The organism is Paraburkholderia sp. XV (assembly GCF_020177535.1).
Lineage (GTDB): Bacteria > Pseudomonadota > Gammaproteobacteria > Burkholderiales > Burkholderiaceae > Paraburkholderia > Paraburkholderia caribensis.
The window spans coordinates 1-20,440 of sequence record NZ_JAGUUD010000062.1; the positions used below are offsets into that span (position 1 = coordinate 1).

The 20,440-nt window shown below is 65.5% G+C and carries 15 protein-coding genes; 12 read left to right on the top strand and 3 right to left on the bottom strand.

Translation table 11 applies throughout. From position 1 onward, the window contains the following. Positions 1 to 572 precede the first annotated feature (572 nt). Positions 573 to 4,580 carry a response regulator gene (locus tag KFO72_RS25320; RefSeq protein WP_225033309.1) on the top strand — a complete coding sequence of 1,336 codons (4,008 nt, stop codon included), beginning with the start codon at positions 573 to 575 and terminating at the stop codon, positions 4,578 to 4,580. Next, positions 4,574 to 5,527: a diguanylate cyclase domain-containing protein gene (locus KFO72_RS25325; RefSeq protein WP_060610138.1), complete on the top strand. Its 954-nt coding sequence runs from the start codon at positions 4,574 to 4,576 to the stop codon at positions 5,525 to 5,527. The genes KFO72_RS25320 and KFO72_RS25325 overlap by 7 nt, the downstream gene beginning before the upstream one ends. A 19-nt stretch (positions 5,528 to 5,546) precedes the next feature. On the opposite strand, the gene KFO72_RS25330 is transcribed toward KFO72_RS25325, so the two are convergent. Beyond that, positions 5,547 to 6,428 (bottom strand): LysR family transcriptional regulator, encoded by an 882-nt coding sequence (locus KFO72_RS25330; protein WP_054931700.1) that lies wholly within the window; start codon positions 6,426 to 6,428, stop codon positions 5,547 to 5,549. Positions 6,429 to 6,591: 163 nt separating this feature from the next. On the opposite strand from KFO72_RS25330, the gene KFO72_RS25335 reads away from it, so the two are divergent. From KFO72_RS25335 to KFO72_RS25360, 6 genes are all read left to right on the top strand, one after another. Beyond that, positions 6,592 to 7,614 carry an ABC transporter ATP-binding protein gene (locus KFO72_RS25335; RefSeq protein ID WP_224099835.1) on the top strand — a complete coding sequence of 341 codons (1,023 nt, stop codon included), beginning with the start codon at positions 6,592 to 6,594 and terminating at the stop codon, positions 7,612 to 7,614. Then, positions 7,611 to 8,714, top strand: coding sequence for an ABC transporter ATP-binding protein (locus KFO72_RS25340; RefSeq protein WP_225033310.1), 1,104 nt, complete (start codon positions 7,611 to 7,613; stop codon positions 8,712 to 8,714). The genes KFO72_RS25335 and KFO72_RS25340 overlap by 4 nt, the downstream gene beginning before the upstream one ends. 44 nt (positions 8,715 to 8,758) lie before the next feature. Beyond that, the gene (locus KFO72_RS25345) at positions 8,759 to 10,255 is read left to right on the top strand and encodes an ABC transporter substrate-binding protein (RefSeq protein ID WP_054931702.1); all 1,497 of its coding nucleotides are present in this window, start codon (positions 8,759 to 8,761) and stop codon (positions 10,253 to 10,255) included. 5 nt (positions 10,256 to 10,260) lie between these two features. Beyond that, positions 10,261 to 11,205 (top strand): ABC transporter permease, encoded by a 945-nt coding sequence (locus KFO72_RS25350; RefSeq protein WP_060610144.1) that lies wholly within the window; start codon positions 10,261 to 10,263, stop codon positions 11,203 to 11,205. Beyond that, positions 11,205 to 12,083, top strand: a complete 879-nt coding sequence (locus KFO72_RS25355; protein ID WP_176054005.1) for an ABC transporter permease — start codon at positions 11,205 to 11,207, stop codon at positions 12,081 to 12,083. The genes KFO72_RS25350 and KFO72_RS25355 overlap by 1 nt, the downstream gene beginning before the upstream one ends. Positions 12,084 to 12,155: 72 nt before the next feature. Next, complete coding sequence (locus tag KFO72_RS25360) at positions 12,156 to 13,793, top strand: gamma-glutamyltransferase family protein (RefSeq protein WP_225033311.1); 1,638 nt, start codon at positions 12,156 to 12,158, stop codon at positions 13,791 to 13,793. A gap of 71 nt (positions 13,794 to 13,864) precedes the next feature. On the opposite strand, the gene KFO72_RS25365 is transcribed toward KFO72_RS25360, so the two are convergent. Together KFO72_RS25365 and KFO72_RS25370 are read right to left on the bottom strand one after the other, a co-directional pair. After that, entirely contained in the window at positions 13,865 to 14,785 is a 921-nt protein-coding gene (locus KFO72_RS25365) for a response regulator (RefSeq protein WP_060610753.1), read from the bottom strand. A gap of 215 nt (positions 14,786 to 15,000) precedes the next feature. Beyond that, entirely contained in the window at positions 15,001 to 15,888 is an 888-nt protein-coding gene (locus KFO72_RS25370; protein WP_225033312.1) for a LysR family transcriptional regulator, read from the bottom strand. 100 nt (positions 15,889 to 15,988) lie between these two features. Between KFO72_RS25370 and KFO72_RS25375 the strand changes: the two genes are divergently transcribed. The 4 genes from KFO72_RS25375 to KFO72_RS25390 all read left to right on the top strand — a co-directional run bounded on the left by KFO72_RS25375 (position 15,989) and on the right by KFO72_RS25390 (position 20,247). Further along, complete coding sequence (locus tag KFO72_RS25375; RefSeq protein ID WP_225033313.1) at positions 15,989 to 17,293, top strand: CitMHS family transporter; 1,305 nt, start codon at positions 15,989 to 15,991, stop codon at positions 17,291 to 17,293. 24 nt (positions 17,294 to 17,317) lie between these two features. Further along, positions 17,318 to 18,676 (top strand): acyclic terpene utilization AtuA family protein, encoded by a 1,359-nt coding sequence (locus KFO72_RS25380; RefSeq protein WP_225033314.1) that lies wholly within the window; start codon positions 17,318 to 17,320, stop codon positions 18,674 to 18,676. Between the two features lies 1 nt (position 18,677). After that, entirely contained in the window at positions 18,678 to 18,989 is a 312-nt protein-coding gene (locus KFO72_RS25385) for a hypothetical protein (protein WP_035995791.1), read from the top strand. A 241-nt stretch (positions 18,990 to 19,230) separates the two neighbouring features. Continuing rightward, positions 19,231 to 20,247, top strand: a complete 1,017-nt coding sequence (locus KFO72_RS25390) for a VTT domain-containing protein (protein WP_062918809.1) — start codon at positions 19,231 to 19,233, stop codon at positions 20,245 to 20,247. Positions 20,248 to 20,440 lie beyond the last annotated feature (193 nt).

The following is a 20,440-nucleotide window of genomic DNA, read 5'->3' on the forward strand; positions in this document are numbered from 1 at the left end:
GAAACGCTGGAAGAAGAGAAAGCGACCGATCTGAAGCTTTCCCAGTTCGCCGAGAGAGCGGGCAACGTGAAGGCGAAGGCCGCCTGACCACCCGACGTCGTCGGGCCGATGCCGCGCCCACGACGTCGCACGTTAATCGCAGAGGAGCTGGCTGCGGCTTCGGCAGCAGCCAGCTTGATTGCGCATGCCGGGTGGTCGCCCGTCGCAGCCGCAACTTTCCATGATGCTGGCCACACACTGATGTGCCCGGAGCCGGTGTCGCCTCCTCGATTCGATTCGATTCGCTTCGCTTCGTCCGGCCGGACGATGGCTTTGGCGAGAGCCGATTCAACGAAAAAGCCCGATCATCGGGCCGTTTTTCGCTCGAATTACCGCCCCGCATTCTTAAAGAACCCCAGACCATTGTCGTTAACCGGAAAGTCAAGGTAGTCTCGACATCAGGCACCAAGGCACTGTCCTTGCGTGCGTAGCCACCTTTCGCAGACTTTTCAGCGATTGCTACGCCCAATACAGGCAAGAATTGCCGGTAGGCCACCTTCAAAATGATGCGGTAAGCATGTCGGAGACTTCGTTTGGCCCGTCGTATCTTCAGTCGGCTCTCGCTTCCCATCCGGGTGACGTTGTTCCTCGTCGTCGTCTGTGCGCTGCTGATCGGCAGCGACGTATGGCGCGGCGTCGCGTCGCGCCAGGACCAGATGGAGGAAATGTCCGTCGCGACCGCGAACCTCGCGCGCGCCATGGCGCAGCACGCCGACGACACCATCAAGCAGGCCGACACCACGCTGGTCGACGTCGTGGAGCGCGTCGAGCATGACGGCGTGAGCACGGCCGCGCTCGACCGGCTGCACCGGCTGTTCATGCAGCGCGTGACGGAACTCCCGCAACTCAACGGCCTGTATCTCTACGACCGTGACGGCAACTGGCTTGCGAACTCGCAGCCCACGCTCGTCAAGACCTTCAACAACGCCGACCGCGAATATTTCGTCTATCACCGCACGCATGCCGATCGTGGCCCGCACATCGGCATGCCGGTGAAAAGCCGTTCGACGGGGCAATGGATCATCCCCGTATCGCGCCGCATCGACGGCCCGGACGGCCAGTTCGCCGGCGTCGCGCTCGCGACCATCGACATCGGATTCTTCACGCGCTTCTACGACAGCCTCGATATCGGCCGATACGGCGCGGTCGCGCTCGTCGCGGACAACGGCATCATGATCGTGCGCCGTCCTTTCGAAACGCGCTTCATCGGCAAGAACATCACCGATACGATGCTGTTCAAGGTGCATCAGCAATCGGGTGAAGCGGGTCGCTTCGTGTCGAAGTCGGCGCAGGACGGCGTCACGCGACTAAACAGCGTGCGCAATCTTCGCCAGTACCCGCTGTTCGTCGCCGCGGCGCTCGCGCAGGACGAGATTCTCGCGCCGTGGCTGTCGGATACGTTGTGGCACGCGGCGGGCACGACCGTGCTGGTGCTGATGCTGGCCGTGTTCGGCTGGCGGCTGGTGCGCAACGCCAACGCGCGCACGCGCATCGAGCGCAAGCTGGCTGCGAGTCTCGAAACCACCCGCGCGATTCTCGACACGGCCGTCAATCCCATCCTCACGCTCGACCGCTCGGGCGTCATCCTGACGCTCAACCCGGCGGGCGAGAAGGCCTTCGGTTATGCGGAGCGCGAGATCGCCGGCAAGGACGTGCGCGTGCTCGTGTCGGGCACGGTCAGCGAACTGTTCACCCGCTATGCGTCGCAATTCGCCGAGAACGGCGACAAGGACGCGCGCGACATCGCCAGCGAATGCGAGCTGGCCGGCTTGCGCAAGGACGGCAGCGAGTTCCCCATCCATGTGTCGACGGGCACGATGGTGACGGGCGGCGAGCGCCGTTTCGTCTGCGTGATCACCGATATGACCGAGCAGATTCGCGAGCGCGCCGAACTGTCGGAAGCGCGCGACCAGTTGCTGCTGGCCGCGGATATCGCCGAACTGGGCATCTGGTCGTGGGAATTTTCGAGCGACGCATTGCGCTGGAACGCGCGCATGTTCGAGATTTTCGGTTACACCTCGACGCCCGCCGAAGGTTTGCGTTTCGATCACTGGCTGTCGCGCGTGTACGAAGAAGACCGCGCCCTGGTCGTCGAAAAACTGGACGCCGCGCTTGCCGGCGAACTCACGGCAAAGCACATCCATCTGCCGCTCTACCGGATCGTGCTGCCCGACGGCGAAATCCGCCATATCCAGACCACCTTCACGGTTCAGCGCGACGGTTCGGGCAAACCGGTCGGCGTGACGGGCGTGAATCACGACGTCACCGAGCCGCGCAATATCGAGCTACGGCTGCGCGACGCGAAGCAGCAGGCCGACGCCGCGAACGAAGCGAAGTCGGCGTTCCTCGCAAACATGAGCCATGAAATCCGCACGCCGTTGAACGCGGTGCTCGGCATGCTCGATCTCGTGCAATCTACGGGCCTCAACGAACGGCAGGGCGGCTATGTCGTCAAGGCCGAGACGGCGGCGAAGTCGCTGCTCGGCTTGCTCAACGACATTCTCGACTACTCGAAGATCGAAGCCGGCAAGCTCCAGCTCGACACGCACACGTTCGAAATCGAGCCGCTGATGCAGGATCTCGGCGTCGTGCTGTCGGGCAACCAGTACGACAAGGAAGTCGAAGTCCTGTTCGATATCAGCCCCGACCTGCCGCCCGTCGTGATCGGCGACAGCTTGCGGCTGCAACAGGTGCTGGTGAACCTCGCGGGCAACGCGCTCAAGTTCACCATCAAAGGCCAGGTGGTCGTCAGCTTCACGCTGCTGTCGCGGCTCGATAGCGGCGTGCGTGTGCGCATCGCGGTGACGGACAGCGGCATCGGCATCAGCGAGTCGCAGCTTACGCAGATTTTCGAGGGCTTCAGTCAGGCCGAAGTGTCGACTACGCGCCGTTTCGGCGGTACCGGGCTGGGGCTGGCAATCAGCCGGCGGCTCGTCGAACTGATGGGCGGCAAGCTCGAAGTGGCGAGCGAACCCGGCAAAGGCAGCCGTTTCTGGTTCGACATCAATCTCGGCATCAGCGACGATGTGCCCGCAGACCACTTCGATCTTTATCAGCCGCGCGACCGGCGCTTGCGCGTGCTCGTCGCCGACGACAACGGCATTGCGCGCGAAGTGCTGTCGCGCACGGCGCGCGCGCTCGGCTGGGAAGCGGACGTGGTGCCGGGCGGCATGTCGGCCGTCAAGCTGACGAGCGCCGCCGAGCGCGACAACGAGGGCTACGACGTGATCCTGCTCGACTGGCGCATGCCCGATCTCGACGGCCTGGCGGCGGCGCGGCGGATCGACGAAGCGCGTGCGGGCCGCAGCACGCCCGCTATTGTGATGATCACCGCGTACGGCCAGGAAGTGCTCGCCGCCGCGCAGGAATCCGACGACATGCCGTTCGATGCCTTCGTCACGAAGCCCGTCACGCCCAGGCAGCTTGCGCAGACCGTGCAGCGCGTGCTGACGGGCCAGAAGGCCGCGCACGTGAAGCGGGCGCCCGCGCCCGTGCCGGCGGGCGCGGGACGGCTCGCGGGTCTGACGCTGCTGGTCGTCGAGGACAATCCGCTGAACCGCGAAGTGGCCGAAGGCTTGTTGAGCCGCGAGGGCGCCCAGGTGGCGCTCGCCGAAAGCGGGCTAGAAGGCGTCGAGAAGGTGCTGACGGGCACGCGCGTGTTCGACGCGGTGTTGATGGACATGCAGATGCCGGATGTCGACGGTCTCGAAGCGACGCGGCTGATTCGCGCGCACGGCCGCTTCGCGTCGCTGCCGATTATCGCGATGACGGCGAACGCGACCCGCGCGGACCGCGACGCGTGTCTCGCGGCGGGCATGAACGACCATGTCGGCAAGCCGATCGACGTCGCGCAACTGGTCAACGCGCTGTTGTCCCATACGCGAGCAGGCGCGCCAGTGGCAGCGACGGCGAACGCGCAGGCCAGCCCTGAACCCGTCGCGAGCGAGTTGCTCGAACGAAAGGAATCGATCGTCGGGCGTTTTGGCGGCAGTGAAGATCTGATCCGCAAGGCGCTCGGTGTGTTCGTGAGCGAAATGGAGCGGCATCTCGACGGCTTGCGCGACGATGCGGAGCAGGGCGGCACGGGACGCAGCGCGGCGCTGCTGCATGCGATCAAGGGCAGCGCGGGAACGATGGGCGCCAAGGCGCTCGCCGATGCCGCGGCGACGCTCGAACATCGCTTGATCGAGGCGGACGGCGAAGCACCGGCATCCGTCTCGCACGTCGATGTGAACGGCCTCGAACGTCTGCTGCTCGACAGCGTGGCGCGCCTGCGTGTCGTGTTCGGCAGCAGGCCGGGCGCGCATGCGGCGGGCGCTACGCAACTGCCGGCGGACGAATACCGCGAGCGGCTCGGCCGCCTGCTCGAACGGCTGGAGTCGTCCAATCTGGAAGCGCTCGATCTCGCCGAAACGCTCGCGCCGCATGTGCCGCCGACGTTGCAGCCGCGTTTCGACAGGCTGCTCGCCGAGATCGAAGCGCTCGATTTCGTCACGGCTGCCGCCAGCACCCGTGAGATGCTGGATAACCTGACATGCTAGAACACATTCCCGGTGACTGGGCCCACACGTTCACGCGGCGTCCGAAGGTGCTCATCGCCGACGATCAGCCCGTGAACGTTCGCGCGCTGCATGCGCTCTTCAAGGACGACTGCGACGTGTTCATGGCGACCAGCGGCCCGCAGACCATCGAGCTGTGCCACAAGGTGATGCCCGACCTGATCCTGCTCGACGTCGTGATGGACGGCATGGACGGCCATGAAGTGTGCCGCCGCCTGAAGGCCGATCCGCTGACGCACACGATTCCCGTCATCTTCGTCACCGCGCAGACCGACGAAGCCGACGAGGAGTACGGCCTGTCGCTCGGCGCCGTCGACTTCATCACGAAACCCGTCAAACCGGCCATCGTGCGCGCGCGGGTGCGCGCGCATCTGTCGTTGAAAATGCAGGGCGACGTGCTGCGCTCGATCGCGCTCGTCGACGGGCTGACGGGGGTCGGCAACCGGCGCAAGTTCGAGGAGGATTTCGACGCCAGCTGGCGGCACTGCCTGCGGGAATCGACGCCGCTGTCGCTGGTGATGGTGGACGTCGATTACTTCAAGCGCTACAACGACCGTTACGGGCATCAGGCGGGCGACCGCTGTCTGCAAACCGTCGCCAGACGGCTGACGGAAACGCTGCGCCGCCCTTACGACACGGTCGGCCGTTATGGCGGCGAGGAGTTCGCCTGCCTGTTGCCGAACACGCCGCTCGAAGCGGCAACACGTATCGCGATGCAGATGGAAGAGGGCGTGCGCGCGCTCGGGCTCGAACATCTCGATTCGGGCTGCGCGGAAACAGTCACGATCTCGGCGGGCGTCGCGACGCTGCTCCCGACTGCCGACTCGCAGCCCGCCGAGCTGATCGATGCCGCCGACCGCCAGCTCTATGAAGCGAAGCACACGGGACGCGGCCGTGTCGCTTCGCCGATGCGCATGATGGAACGCTAGTGCCGCCTTTGGCGGCGCGTCACGCTCTGTCGCGCGGCATCGCCTGCAGCGTATCGACGATCTCGCGCATCAACGCCTTGCGGTCGTCCGAGGCCCGCTGCACCATGCCGACCGTGCGCAGCGCCGGCGGGCTGGAAATGGGGATCACGCGCAATAGCGGATCGTTCAGCCAGTTGCCGCGTATCAGCAGCGGCAGCACCGCGACGCCGACCTTCTCGCGCACCAGCGCGACGATCGTTTCGATCGAATTGAGTTCGAGATACTCGTTGACCATCAAGCCTGCTTTTTCCAGCGCCTGTTCGACGACCTGGCCGGTGCGCACGCGCCGGTCGAAACGCAGGAAGCCGTGGCTGCGCAGGATGCGCTGCGGATCGTTGTCGGCGACGTCGCGGCTTACTATCAGCATCATCGGCTCGGTGTAGAGCGTGGTCCATTTCAGCGTGTCGGGCAGTGTTTCGTCGGCGCGCGCCACTACGGCTGCGACGTCCACTTCACCCACCTCCACCATGTTTGCCAGTTCGTCGGAGCGTGCCGACAGCAGACGCACGTCGAGCCGAGGATGCGCTGCCTTCAGCCGCGCCACGGCGAGCGACAGCGCACCGATTACCGACACCACTGCACCGATCGTCACTGGCCCCTCCATCGCGTCAGCCGGCTTGCCCTCGAGTTCGGCCAGCAGATCGAGAATCTGCTCGACCTTTGGCCAGATCGACTGGCCATGCTGCGTGAGGGTAATCTGCCGCCCTCGGCGATCGAACAACTGCCGCCCCAACGCCTCTTCGAGCCCGCGCATCTGCAGACTGACGGCGGCCTGCGTCAGCGCGACCTTATCGGCGGCGGCCGAAAACGAGCCGGTGCGGGCAACGGCCTTGAAGGTCTTCAGCATGCGAAGTGTCGGCATGGGCGGTTCCGGGATCTGTGATGCATGGCCGATCGTACGATCGAATCATGAGAAAAACTTAAGTATCGAAAAGAAAGTTTAATATTTTTTGTGCGAGAGCGGCCAGTATGATCGTTCGATGACGATCTGCAAGAGCGAGCAACACGATGCGGAGTACCCAGGCATGACCGGTGCTGAACGCCGGCCGGTTCTCGATGTACGCGGCTTCTCGTTGAAGTTTTCGAACGCGCCCGATGTGCCGAATGTCGTCGATGACCTCTCTTTCCCGGTTCATGCAGGCAAGACGCTGTGCATGGTCGGCGAGTCGGGTTGCGGCAAGAGCGTCACGTCGCTGGCGCTGATGGGATTGCTCGCGAGCCCGCCCGCGCGGCGCGTCGCGGGCACTGCGCATTTCGAAGGCGTGGATCTGTTCGCGTTGTCGGAGCGCGAGCTGGCCGACATTCGCGGCAACCGGATGTCGATGATCTTTCAGGAGCCGATGACCTCGCTCAATCCTGCCTATACGATCGGCGAGCAGATTGGCGAGAGTGTCCGGCGGCATCGCGGCATCGGGCGTGCCGAGGCGCGCGAAGAAGCGCTGAAGATGCTGCGACTCGTCCATATTCCCGCACCCGAAACCCGGCTCGACACGTTCCCGCATCAACTGTCGGGCGGCATGCGCCAACGCGTGATGATCGCCATGGCGCTCGCCAACCGCCCGCGTCTTCTGATCGCCGACGAGCCGACCACGGCACTCGACGTGACCATCCAGGCGCAGGTGCTGTCGCTCGTCCGTACGCTTCAGGCGGAGACGGGCACGGCGATGCTGCTGATCACGCACGACCTCGGCGTGGTGGCCGAAGTCGCGGATCACGTCGCGGTGATGTATGCGGGCAGGATCGTCGAATACGGCACGGTCGCCGATCTGTTCGATGATCCGCAGCATCCGTACACGATCGGCCTGATGGGCGCGATTCCTTCCGTCGGCAAGCGCGAAGGGTCGCTGGCGACGATTCGCGGCTCGGTGCCGTCGCCCGAGCAGATGCCGCGCGGCTGCCGCTTCGCGCCGCGTTGTCCGTTCGCCGAGCAGCGCTGTATCGACGCCGCGCCGCCCGACCGGACGCTTTCCGGCGAGCATCGCGTCGCATGCTGGCTCGCGCCCGTCGAACAGTTCGTCAAGCCGGTGCAGCAGAAGGAGCTGACATGACGAGCCTGAAGCACATCGCCACACCCATTCTCGAAGCGAGCGCGCTGACCAAACGTTTCGGCGGCGAGCGGCAGATGTTCGCGCGCACGCCCACTGTGCATGCCGTCAATGAGGTGTCGTTCGCCGTGCAGACGGGCGAGACGTTTGCGATTGTCGGCGAGTCGGGCTGCGGCAAGTCGACGCTCGGCCGTCTCCTGCTGCGCCTGATCGACGCGACGCAGGGCCGCGTGCTCTATCAGGGCGAAGACATCACGCACTGGCAGGGCGCGAAGCTGCGCCGCTTGCGGCGCGAGATGCAGATCATTTTTCAGGACCCGTTCGCGTCGCTGAATCCGGGCATGACAGTCGGGCAGATCATCGGCGAGCCGGTGGCGTTTCATGGTCTCGCGCGCAATGCCGCCGCGCGCCGCGAGCGCGTTGCGCAACTGCTGAGCAAAGTCGGCCTGCAGCCCGCCTATGCGGAGCGGTATCCGCATGAGTTTTCGGGCGGGCAGCGGCAGCGCATCGGCATCGCACGCGCGCTGGCGGGCGAGCCGAAGCTGATCGTCGGCGACGAGCCGGTCTCGGCGCTCGATGTGTCCGTGCAGGCGCAGGTCATCAATCTGCTCGAATCGCTGAAGGCGGAACTCGGTCTCACGCTCGTCATGGTCGCGCACGATCTCGCCGTGATCCGGCACATGAGCGACCGCGTCGCTGTGATGTATCTCGGCGAAATCGTCGAACTGGCGCAGGTCGATGAACTGTTCGACACGCCGCTGCATCCGTACACCCAGGCGCTGTTGCGCGCGATTCCCGCCAGCAGCCCGCACGAGCGGCGCACCAGGCCCGCCTTGCAAGGCGACTTGCCGAGCCCGACCGCGCCGCCCCCGGGCTGCCGTTTTCATACGCGCTGTCCGCATGCGAAGCCGCGCTGTTCGCAGGAGCGTCCGCTTGCCGAAACGCTGCCGGGCGGTCGCCAGGTCGCCTGTCATTTCTGGCGCGACGTGCAGAACGCGGGCGGCGGCGCGCCGCTCGCCGCGAGCGTCAGCACGAAGCTGAACGAGCGCCTTGCGATCTACCGCGAGAAGCAGGCAGCGCTGACAGCGAACGCGAACCCATAGCACAACCTCCGATGGCAACCCGAACTGCAACAAGGACATAACGCATGCGAAGAATGTTGATTGCCGCCGCGCTCGCATTGGGCGCTTCCGCCGCGATGGCCCAGAGCACCATCCGCATTGGCTTGCAGGACGATATCGGCTCGCTCGATCCCGCCCGCAGCGTGCAGTTCGTCGACCGCATCGTGTTCGCGTCGCTGTGCAATTCGCTCGTCGATGTGTCGCCCGACCTGAAGATCGTGCCGATGCTCGCCACGTCATGGACGACGAGTCCAGACGGCAAGAGCCTGACGTTCAAGCTGCGCCAGGGCGTGAAGTTCCAGAACGACGAGCCGTTCAACGCGGCCGCCGTGAAGGCGAATCTCGACCGCTATCGCAGCCTGCCGACCAGCAACCGCAAGAGCGAACTGTCGTCCGTCGATCACGTCGACGTGGTCGACGACAGCACGGTGAAGATCGTATTGAAGCAGCCGGACGCCGCGCTGCTGGCCACGCTGTCCGACCGCGCCGGCATGATGCTCGCGCCGAAGACGCTCGCGGATGCCGCTGGCGTCGGCGCGCACCCTGTGTGCTCGGGTCCGTACAAATTCGTGCAGCGCGTGCAGAACGATCGCGTCGTGCTGGAGAAGTTCGCGGGCTATTGGGACGCGGACAAGTACCCGATCCAGCGCGTGGTGTTCCAGCCGATTCCCGACAGCACCGTGCGTCTCGCGAACCTGCGCTCCGGCTCGCTCGACATGCTCGAACGTCTGGCGCCTTCCGACGTCGCGTCGGTGAAGAGCGACGCGAACATGCAGTTCAAGCCGGTGACGGGCCTCGGCTTCTACTACGTGACCTTCAACATCAACAACGGGCCGCGCGGCAACAATCCGCTGAAGGACAAGCGCGTGCGCCAGGCGTTCGAACTCTCTATCGACCGCGACGCGATCGACCAGGTGATCGGCGCGGGCATTTTCTCGCCAGCCAACCAGGGCATTCCGAAGTCGAGCCCGTACTACAACACGTCGCTGCCGACCACGAAGCGCGACGTCGCCAAGGCGAAGGCATTGCTGAAAGCAGCAGGGCAGGAGCATCCGACCGTCGAGTTCGCGTATCCGAACAACACGGTCGCGAGCCAGATCACGCAGATGCTGCAGGCCATGCTGAGCGAGTCGGGCATCACGCTGAAGCTGCGCCCGAGCGACTACGCAACGGAACTGAACGCCGGGCATAGCGGCGATTTCGAGGCGATGTACACGGGCTGGTCGGGCCGCGTCGACCCGGACGGCAACCTGCATCAGTTCAACACCTGCGCGGGCAACCTGAACTACGCGCACTACTGCAACCAGCAGGTCGACTCGCTGCTGGACGCCGCGCGCACGCGGCTCACCCCGGCCGAGCGCAAGACGGACTACGACGCCGCCGGCAAGATCCTCGCCGACGACGACCCCATCGTCTATCTGTACGCGCAACCGTGGCCGTTCGTGCTGTCGAAGAAAGTGCAGGGCTTCACGCCTTCCGCCGACGGTCTGGTGCGTCTGCGCGGCGTGTCGGTCAAGGGCTGAGCGTCATGCTGCGGATCATCGCGAATCGCATGCTGGTGGCCGTGCCGACGCTGATTCTGGTGTCGGTGCTGATCTTCGGCCTGCAAAAGCTGCTGCCGGGCGACCCGGTGCTGGCGATGGCGGGCGAAGATCAGGACGCGCAGGTCATCGCGACGCTGCGCGTCAAGTATCACCTCGATCAGCCCGTGCCGACGCAGTACGCGCTGTGGGTGCGCGACGTCGCGCACGGCGATCTGGGCGCCTCGCTGCGCACGGACGTGCCCGTGCGCTCGCTGATCGCGCAGAAGCTGCCCGTCACGCTCCAGCTCGCGGTGATGGCGATGATCCTCGCGATCGGCATCGGCATACCGGCCGGCGTGATTTCGGCGGCGAGCCGCGGCGGGCCGCTCGATTACGCCGCGAACATCTTCGCGCTGTCGGGCATGTCGATACCGAACTTCTGGCTCGGCATCATGCTGATCTTCATCGTCTCGGTGCGCTGGCATCTGCTGCCGTCGTCGGGTTATGTGTCGCCGGGCGAGGACTTCTGGCTCAGCATCAAGACCATGCTGATGCCCGCGTTCGTGCTGGGCGCGGCGCTCGGCGCGCAACTGATGCGCCACACGCGCAGTGCGATGCTCGGCGTGCTGCGCACCGACTACATCCGCACCGCGCGCGCGAAGGGCCTGTTGCGCGGCGCCGTGGTCGTCAAGCACGCATTTCGCAACGCGCTGATTCCCATCGTCACCGTGCTCGCCTTGCTGTTCGGCGAACTGCTCGCGGGCGCGGTGCTGACCGAGCAGGTGTTCACCATTCCCGGCTTCGGCAAACTGGTCGTCGACGCCGTGTTCAATCGCGACTACCCCGTCGTGCAAGGCGTCGTGCTGGTCACGGCGCTGGCGTTCATCGTCGTGAATCTGTGCGCCGACGTGCTGTATATCCTGCTCAATCCCCGACTGAGGCGCAGTTGATGGCTACTTCAATCGATGCCCGTTCCGCAGCGGCCACGCTGCCGCGCCGCAAGCGCCGCGGTGTGGTGCGCTTCATGCGCAACCGGGCGGCCGTGTTCGGCGCGGTGCTGGTCGCGCTGATCGTCGTGATGGCCGTGTTCGCGCCGTGGCTCACGCAGTACGACCCGGTGCAGGCGAGCTTCATGACCGTGCGCCAGGCGCCGTCGGCGGCGCACTGGTTCGGCACCGACGAACTCGGCCGCGACGTGTTGAGCCGACTGCTGTACGGCGCGCGCGCGTCGCTGCTGGCGGGCGTCGTGTCGGTCGGCATCGCGGTCGTGCTGGGCGTGCCGCTCGGGCTGCTTGCGGGGTACTTCGGCAAGCTCGTCGACGGCGTGATCTCGCGCATTGCCGACGCGTTGCTGTCCATTCCGTTCCTGATTCTCGCGATTGCGTTGAGCGCGTTTCTCGGCCCGAGCCTGACGAACGCGATGGCTGCGATCGGTATTTCGGCGATGCCGCGCTTCATCCGCCTCACGCGCGGCCAGGCGATCAGCGTGAAGGCCGAAGAGTACGTGGAAGGCGCGCGCGCGATCGGTCTCGATCACCCGCGCATCATTCTGCGTTACATTTTGCCGAATGTGCTGCCGCCCATCATCGTGCAGGCGAGCCTCACGGTGGCGAGCGCGATCATCGCTGAAGCGAGCCTGTCGTTTCTCGGGCTCGGGCAATTGCCGCCCGCGCCATCGTGGGGATCGATGCTCAACACCGCGAAGGACTTCGTGAGCCAGGCGCCGTGGATGTCGATCTTCCCCGGCATCGCGATCTTCCTGGCCGTGCTCGGCTTCAACCTGCTCGGCGACGGTCTGCGCGACGCGCTCGATCCGCGCGAGTCCTGATTCTTTATGCTGCAGCGTTATACAAACAAGACGCCGCCGCCGCCGAACCAGCAAAACCCTAAGAGTGACATCATGACAAGCTTCAACTGGCAGAACCCGTATCCCACGCTGCGCATGCCCGTGTTCGCGCGCAACATCGTCTCGACCTCGCAGCCGCTTGCCGCGCAGGCCGGCTTGCGCATGCTATGGAAAGGCGGCAATGCCGTCGATGCCGCGATCGCGGCGGCTGCGGCGATCACCGTCGTCGAACCGGTGTCGAACGGGCTGGGCAGCGATGCATTCGCGCTCGTGTGGGACGGCAAGAAGCTGCATGGGCTGAACGCGTCGGGCGTCGCGCCCGCAGCGTGGAATGTCGATTATTTCAAGCGCAAATACGGCGAAAACAACGGTATCGCCACGCAGCCCGTGCGCGGCTGGGACACGGTGACGGTGCCGGGCGCGGTCGCCGGCTGGGAAGCGCTCCACAAGAAGTTCGGCTCGCTGCCGTTCGCGGACCTGATGGAGCCCGCCATCGAAATCGCCGAACGCGGGCATGCGGTGGCGAGCATCGTCGCGCGCAAGTGGGCGGCCGCCGTGCCCGAACTGAAGAACCAGCCCGGTTTCGCCGATGCCTTCATGCCGCATGGCCGCGCGCCCGAGGTCAGCGAACTGATCCGGATGCCGGGCCATGCGAAGACCCTGCGCCTGCTGGCCGAAAAAGGCCCGCGTGCTTATTACGAAGGCGAGATCGCCGAGCGTATCGCGGCGTTTGCGCGCGACGCCGGCGGCGCGATGACATTCGACGACCTGCGCAACTATCGGCCCGAGTGGGTCGAGCCGATCGGCAAGGATTATCGCGGCTACACCGTGCACGAGATTCCGCCGAACGGGCAGGGCATCGCCGCGCTGATCGCGCTGGGCATACTCGAACAGTTCGACGTGGCGTCGCTGACGCTCGACGGAATCGAATCGCAGCACTTGCAGATCGAAGCGATGAAGCTGGCCTTCGCGGATGTCTACCGCTATGTGGCCGATCCGCGTTCGATGGAAGTGACACCCGAGCAGATGCTCGACGACGCGTACCTGAAATCGCGCGCGAAGCTGATCGACCCGAAGCGCGCGACGCAGTTCGACTTCGGCATGCCGAAGACGGGCGGCACGATCTACATGTCGGCGGCGGACGAGCGCGGCATGATGGTCAGCTTCATCCAGTCGAACTACATGGGTTTCGGTTCGGGCTGCGTCGTGCCCGGCATGGGCATTTCGTTGCAAAACCGCGGTTGCGGCTTTTCGATGGACCCGAAGTCGCCGAATGTGGTCGAAGGCGGCAAGCGGCCGTTCCACACCATCATCCCGGCGTTCCTCACGCAGCAGGTGAACGGCCAGCAGGAAGCGGTGATGAGCTTCGGCGTGATGGGCGGCGACATGCAGCCGCAAGGCCATTTGCAAACTGTGGTGCGGATGCTCGACTACGGCCAGCAGCCTCAGGCCGCCTGCGACGCGCCGCGCTGGAAGGTCAACCGCGACTTCTCGGTCGACCTCGAGCACACGCTCGATCCGCGCACGGCGCGCGAACTGGAAGGCCTCGGCCACACGATCAAGTCGATCGACGATCCGTATATGGATTTCGGCTCCGGCCAGTTCATCTGGAAGCTCGACCGCAACGAGCCGGATCGCGGCTATGTCGCCGCGAGCGACAGCCGTCGCGACGGTCTCGCAGCAGGGTTCTGAGCGAGCGTTCGCGGCGCGGCAAGAAGCGCCTGTCAGGCGTCGCAAGCGTACCAGCGCTTGCGACGCCTTGTTCAATCGGGCACCGTCCCTTCGCCGTCCTTGCCTTCGACGCGCCGTGCGGCCTTCTCCACCGCGAGCCAATACTCGCGCATCGCGCCGATCCGTCTCTGGTCGGCATGCACCGACGCCATCGCATGCTTCACGCGCGCCTTGAGCACGGTGGGTTGTGCGTGATTCAGCACGCTGTCGGCGAGGCCGTTCAGCAGCGCGTGTTCATAGTCGGCGTTGTCACTGGCCGTGCCGTCCGTCATCAACAGCACGGGCACGCCTTCGAGACGCGGCTCTTTCTTCAACGCCGCGCATAGCTGCACGCCGTTCGTGTCCGGCAACGCGGCGTCCACCAGGATCACGGTCGGCAGGCTGTGCAACGCAAGTTCGAGACCTTGCGCGCCCGTGGTCGCCGACGTGCAGCGGCCCAGATCGTGCAGCAGGTCCTGCAGACGGCTCAACCGTCCCGTATCGCTATCGACCACCAGAATGTTGTCCGGCAACGCGCCGAGTGTGGGTGGCAGGAACAGGCCGGCGCGAAAGCTCTCCGACTGGTTCAGGATCTTGAGCCGTCTGCGCAGTTGCGTCTCGACGCGCGCACGCAATTGGGTGGCGTTCAGCGGCTTCGTCACGTAATCGGCTGCGCCGAGCCGGAACGCGTCGATTTCGAGCGCGGGCGCGTCGTGGCTCGTGACGAAGATCACCGGGATTTTCGCGAGCTCGCTGTCGGCCTTCAGGATTTCGCAGAAGTCGAAGCCCGTCATGCCGGGCATGCTCGCGTCGAGCAGAATCAGGTCGGGCGTGGATTGCCGCGCAAGCAACAGGCCCATTTCGCCCGACAGCGCAAAACGCCGTTCGCCGTAATCGGAAAGCATATCGCTCATGATGCGCACCGTCGCGACGTCGTCGTCGACGATCAGGAGCTTGAACTTGTACGCTGACATGTGATGCGTCACGCCTCGGAATGGTGTGCCAGGCGCGGCGTTCGTCGACGCCGCTTGCGATGCGGTAGGACCGCTTGCCGAACTCAAGATTAGGCGGAGATGCATAAAACGGGCAATAGCGATTTCCCGGTAAGGTTGCGATGACATAGTGCGTCCAATCGACTCACGACCTCGCGTGACACGCGCATGTCGAAGTGTTCGGAATTTTCCGCCTATCACTTCATGCGTTTGGCGATCAGTGTCACGAAGTCTTCGGCGACACGCGGCAAGGTGCGGCCACGCTTCTTGATCAACGCGATGGGCCGCACGAAAGCAGGATCGTCGATGGGTTTTGCGATCAGGTCCCGTTCGGCCAGCACCTCGCGGGCCGTCGCGGGCAGGATCGTCACGCCGAGCCCGCCGCGCACCATCGCGACGGCCGTCATCATGTAGGTCGGCTCGCAGGCGATCTCCGGCGCGCAGCCGGCCTGTTCGAGCGCCGCATCGACGACGCTGCGAACGCTCGTGCCTTGCGCCGTCAGCACGAGCGGCGACGCGGCGACATCGCTGACCGACACGCGACGCTTGCGGGCCAGCGCGTGGTCTTTCGGGCACACCACCACGAGCCGGTCGGTGCCTTCGACCAGCACTTCGAGCGCTGCGTCGAAGGTATCGCCGCCCGTCAGCCCGATATCGGCCTCTTCATTGCGCACGAGCGCATTCACCGTGCTCGCGACGACGTCGCGAATCTGGAACTGCGCCTGCGGCACGCGCTTTCTGAACGCCTGGATCAGATCGGGCAGCGCGCTCGCCGCGAACGTCGGCAGACACGCGAGGCGCACGGTACCGCTCGATCCGTCGCCGAGCGCGCGGGCATCGCGCAGCACGCGCTCCATGTCGTCGAGCGAGCGCTGCAGGAGCGGCAGCAGTTCGCGGCCCGTCTGCGTAAGCGCGACGGTGCGGCTATTGCGGTCGAACAGACGCGCGCCGACGGTCTCTTCGAGCCGCCGGATCTGCACGGTGAGCGCCGGCTGCGACAGATGCAGCCGCGCGGCGGCGCGCGTGAAATTGCCCGCGTTAGCGACCGTGACGAACGCGCGGATGTCGCGGAGATTCAGATCCATAACAGTTTGTGATTGCTGCAATCAAATCATTTCAATTGTGTTATTGCTGCGCCGAACTTACGCTCGAAGCCATTAAAAGACAAGACTTGGAGACACGCACATGCTGCCTTTACTGGGGCTCGTCACTATCGCCGTATTGCTCGGCGCCATTCTCTCGAAGCGCATGTCGCCGCTGGTCGCGCTGATCGTCGTGCCGATTGCGGCGTCGCTGATTGGCGGCTTCGGGCTGCAGACCAGCAAGTTCGTCGTCGACGGGTTGAAGAGCCTGGCGCCCGTGGTCGGCATGTTCGTGTTCGCGATCCTGTACTTCGGCACGATCACCGACGCGGGCACGCTCGATCCCATCATCGACCGGATTCTGCGGGCGGTCGGCACGCGCCCGACGCGCATCGTGATGGGCACGACGCTGCTGGCGCTGCTGATCCATCTGGACGGCTCGGGCGCCGTCTGCTTTCTGGTCACGATCCCGGCGATGCTGCCGCTCTACGAGCGCCTGCAAATGGATAAACGCGTGCTGGCGGCGGCCGTGTCGCTGGCGGCGGGCATCAACTTCCTGCCGTGGACGGGGCCGATGATCCGCGCGTCCGCGTCGCTGCATCTGCCCGTCTCGGCGCTGTTCAATCCGTTGATTCCCGTGCAGGCAATCGGCCTCGTGTTCGTCTTCGGCACGGCGTACTGGCTGGGGCGGCGCGAAGAGAAACGGCTCGGCGTGTCGGGCGCGGCCGGCGCGGTTCCGATGCCGCAACGCAAGCTCACACCCGAGGAACAGGCGCTGCGCCGCCCGCAGAACTTCTGGTTCAACATCGTGTTGACGGTGATCGTGCTCGGCACGATGGTCGTGATGGGCGAGAAGATCCCGCCCGCGATCATGTTCATGGTGGGCCTGTGCATCGCGCTGATGGTCAACTATCCGAACGTCGACATGCAACGCAAGCGCATCGACGCCCACGCCCGCGCCGCGCTGATGATGGCGGGCATTCTGCTCGCGGCAGGCGTGTTCACGGGGATCATGCAGGGCAGCGGCATGCTGAAGGCGATGGCGCAGTCGGCCGTCGGCTTCGTGCCGCCCGGCATGGCGGGTCACATTCCCGTCGTGCTCGGCCTGTTTTCGATGCCGCTCAGCATGCTGTTCGATCCCGATTCATTCTATTTCGGCGTGCTGCCCGTGATTGCCGAAGTGGCGGGGCAGCTCGGCGTGCCGTCCGTGCAGGTCGGCCAGGCGGCGCTGCTCGGCCAGATGACGACGGGCTTTCCCGTCAGCCCGTTGACGCCCGCGACGTTTCTCGTGGTCGGCCTGTGCGGGATCGAACTCGCCGAGCATCAGAAATTCACGTTCCCGCTGCTGTTCGGCGCGTCGATCGTGATGACGCTTGCGTGCGTCGTGCTGGGTATTTTTTCGTTGTGAGTGTTAGCGGAGGGTGGTGCGGCAATGACAGCAAATCAGCGCGAACGACGTGTCAGGCTCGGAGCGGGCGCAGGGTATTCGGGCGACCGTATCGAGCCCGCCGTCGAACTGGCGGAGCACGGCCAGCTCGACTTTCTCGTGTTCGAGTGCCTGGCTGAGCGGACCATCGCGATCGCGCAGCAGGCGAAACGCAAAGATCCGCAACTCGGCTACGATCCGCTGCTCGAAGCGCGCATGCGCGCCGTGCTGCCCGTTGCCGCCCGCAACGGCGTGCGGATCATTTCGAACATGGGCGCGGCCAATCCGCACGCGGCCGCGCGCAAGACGGCGCAGATCGCGCAGTCGCTCGGTCTGGGCGGCCTGAAGATCGCGGCCGTGAGCGGCGACGACGTGCTCGACGTCGTGCTGCAAGGCCAGTTCCGTTTCGAGGAATCGGGCGACGACGTCGCGGCGTATCGCGAGCGCGTCGTATCGGCGAACGCGTATCTGGGCGCGGCGCCTATCGTCGCCGCGCTCGACGCGGGCGCCGATATCGTGCTGACCGGGCGCGTCGCCGATCCGTCCTTGTTCACCGCGCCGCTGATCCACGCGTTCGGCTGGCGCATGGACGACTGGGCGACGCTCGGCCAGGCGACCGTCGTCGGGCATCTGCTCGAATGCGCGGGGCAGATCACGGGCGGCTATTTTGCCGATCCGGGCTACAAGGACGTGCCGATGCTCGCGCGGCTCGGTTTCCCGATCGGCGAAGTCACGGCGGACGGGGCGGTCACGATCACGAAAGTGCCGCACGCAGGCGGCCGCGTCAGCGCGGCGACCTGCAAGGAACAACTGATCTACGAGATTCACGACCCCGCCCGCTATCTGCAACCGGACGTGACCGCTGATTTCACGCAAGTCGAAGTTGCGCAAGAGGCGGTGGACCGGGTGCGCGTGACGGGCGGCAAGGGCACGGCGCGCACGGAGACGCTGAAGGTGTCGGTGGCTTACGCGGACGGCTACATCGGCGAAGGGCAGATTTCGTACGGCGGGCCGGGCGCCGTCGCGCGTGCCCGGCTCGCGCTCGACATCGTGCGCGAACGGCTGGCGCTGACGGGCGTGGCCGCGAGCGAACTGCGCTTCGATCTGATCGGCATCGATTCGCTTTACGGCGAGACGGCCGCCGCCGAACGCAGCGAGCCGTACGAAGTGCGCGTGCGGGTCGCCGGACGCACGTCGACGGCGGAAGAAGCGCTGCGCATCGGCAACGAAGTCGAAACGCTTTATACGAACGGACCGGCGGGCGGCGGCGGCGTCGCGAAATCGACGCGCGAGGTGCTCGCAGTGCAATCCGTGCTGTTGCCGCGCGGCGACGTGCATCCCGCATTTGCTTTCGTGGAGGCCTGACATGCAATTACGCGAACTCGCGCACTCGCGCACGGGCGACAAGGGCAATACGCTGAACGTGTCGGTGATCTGTCACGACCCGCGTCACTACGAGCATTTGCGCGCGCATCTGAGCGCGGCGCATGTGAAGGCGTGGCTCGCCGGTTTCGTGCATGGCGAGGTGACGCGCCACGAACTGCCGCGCCTCGCGGCGTTCAATTTCGTGCTGCGCGATGCGCTCGGCGGCGGCGTCACGCGTTCGCTCGCGCTCGATGCGCACGGCAAGTCGGTCAGCTCCGTGTTGCTCGGCATGACGGTGCCCGACCCGGACTGACACGGGGCGGGAAAATCGGCTTTCACCGAAATGACCGTGAAATCCGCTACTTTTCGCATGGAAGGACAGGCGGCGCGTTGTACGGCAGGAACACGTGCTCGCGCAATCCCGTCTAGAATCGCCGGGCGTCGCTGGCCGGCCGGGTGCGTTTCCGGCTTCGGCATGGCGGCGCGCCATACCGTTTCGACGGGCGCCGTTCAGCGCGAACGCAGCCCGCTCCATGCTTGAAAGGACCGCTGTCGTGTGGCATTTCCCCACCGCTATCCCCGCTTCGCTTGGCCCGTGGGCCGTGTTTCTCAGCGTGCTGGTCACGCAACTGGGCGTGCCCGTGCCGGCCGCGCCGATGCTGATGCTCGCCGGGACGATGGCGGCGATGGGGCAGGTGTCGTACGCGGCCGTGTTCTGCGCGGCCGTCGGTGCGACGCTGCTCGCCGATTCGCTGTGGTTCTTCGTCGGGCGCGTGCGCGGCCGGCGGCTGCTGAACGGTCTCGTGCGCTTTTCGCTGTCGCTCGATACGACGCTGCGCACGGCGCGCGGCGTCTTCGAGCGCCACGGCGCGCCGATTCTCACGCTCGCCAAGTTTTTGCCCGGCGTCGGCCTGATTTCCGCGCCGCTGCTGGGCACGACGGCGATCTCGCCCAGCGTGTTCCTGCTTTGGGATGCCGTCGGCGCGTCGCTGTGGACGGGCGCGTATATGATCGGCGGCGCTGCGCTGCATGACCAGATCGTGCAGGCGATGCTGCTGGTGCGGCACAACGGCGGCACGATTTTCGACGCGTTCGCGGCCATCTGTGTGACGGTGCTGCTGTACCGCTGGGTGCGGCGCGTGCAATTCCGGCGCTTGCTCGCGAAGCGGCGTATCAGCCCCGACCAGCTCGACACGATGATGCGTTCGGACGCACCGCCGCTGATCTTCGATGCGAGACCGCGCAGCGTGCGCGACAAAGAGGCTTACCGGATCGCGGGCGCCTATCCGCTCGATCTCGATTCGCCGGACAAGCTGGACGCCATGCTGCTCGCGCATCCCATCGTCGTGTATTGCGTCTGTCCGAGCGAGGCGACGGCGCGGCGCATCATTGCGCAGTTGCATCGCAAGGGCATTCGGCACGCGCACGCGTTGAAGGGCGGTCTGGATGCGTGGGAGAAGCGCGGCTATCCCGTGGAGCCGCTGCCCGCCGATTTCTACACGTCGCTGGAACGGCTCGCGGTCGCCGTGCCGGAAGGCGAATACACGGTTCGCGCGACAATGGCGGGCTGAGGCTTGGGCGAGCCGCTGTCGTTGCCGGTTCCGTTTGCCGTTGCCGTCGCAGCGGTTTGCGCATAAACGGCACGACCGTTCACAACCCTGCGACCGCTGCAATTTTTCCCCTTCCACGGCCATTTTCCGGGACTCGCGAAAACGCCCGAAAGGCCCGTCCCGCAAGGCGCCGGGCGCCGTGACATAGGGTGAA

Coding starts and splice junctions, on each gene's coding strand:
- KFO72_RS25345 (WP_054931702.1), top strand. CDS start 8,759: ATGCGAAGAATGTTGATTGCCGCCGCGCTCGCATTGGGCGCTTCCGCC.
- KFO72_RS25365 (WP_060610753.1), bottom strand. CDS start 14,785: ATGTCAGCGTACAAGTTCAAGCTCCTGATCGTCGACGACGACGTCGCG.
- KFO72_RS25330 (WP_054931700.1), bottom strand. CDS start 6,428: ATGCCGACACTTCGCATGCTGAAGACCTTCAAGGCCGTTGCCCGCACC.
- KFO72_RS25335 (WP_224099835.1), top strand. CDS start 6,592: ATGACCGGTGCTGAACGCCGGCCGGTTCTCGATGTACGCGGCTTCTCG.
- KFO72_RS25340 (WP_225033310.1), top strand. CDS start 7,611: ATGACGAGCCTGAAGCACATCGCCACACCCATTCTCGAAGCGAGCGCG.
- KFO72_RS25380 (WP_225033314.1), top strand. CDS start 17,318: ATGACAGCAAATCAGCGCGAACGACGTGTCAGGCTCGGAGCGGGCGCA.
- KFO72_RS25375 (WP_225033313.1), top strand. CDS start 15,989: ATGCTGCCTTTACTGGGGCTCGTCACTATCGCCGTATTGCTCGGCGCC.
- KFO72_RS25385 (WP_035995791.1), top strand. CDS start 18,678: ATGCAATTACGCGAACTCGCGCACTCGCGCACGGGCGACAAGGGCAAT.
- KFO72_RS25325 (WP_060610138.1), top strand. CDS start 4,574: ATGCTAGAACACATTCCCGGTGACTGGGCCCACACGTTCACGCGGCGT.
- KFO72_RS25355 (WP_176054005.1), top strand. CDS start 11,205: ATGGCTACTTCAATCGATGCCCGTTCCGCAGCGGCCACGCTGCCGCGC.
- KFO72_RS25370 (WP_225033312.1), bottom strand. CDS start 15,888: ATGGATCTGAATCTCCGCGACATCCGCGCGTTCGTCACGGTCGCTAAC.
- KFO72_RS25360 (WP_225033311.1), top strand. CDS start 12,156: ATGACAAGCTTCAACTGGCAGAACCCGTATCCCACGCTGCGCATGCCC.
- KFO72_RS25350 (WP_060610144.1), top strand. CDS start 10,261: ATGCTGCGGATCATCGCGAATCGCATGCTGGTGGCCGTGCCGACGCTG.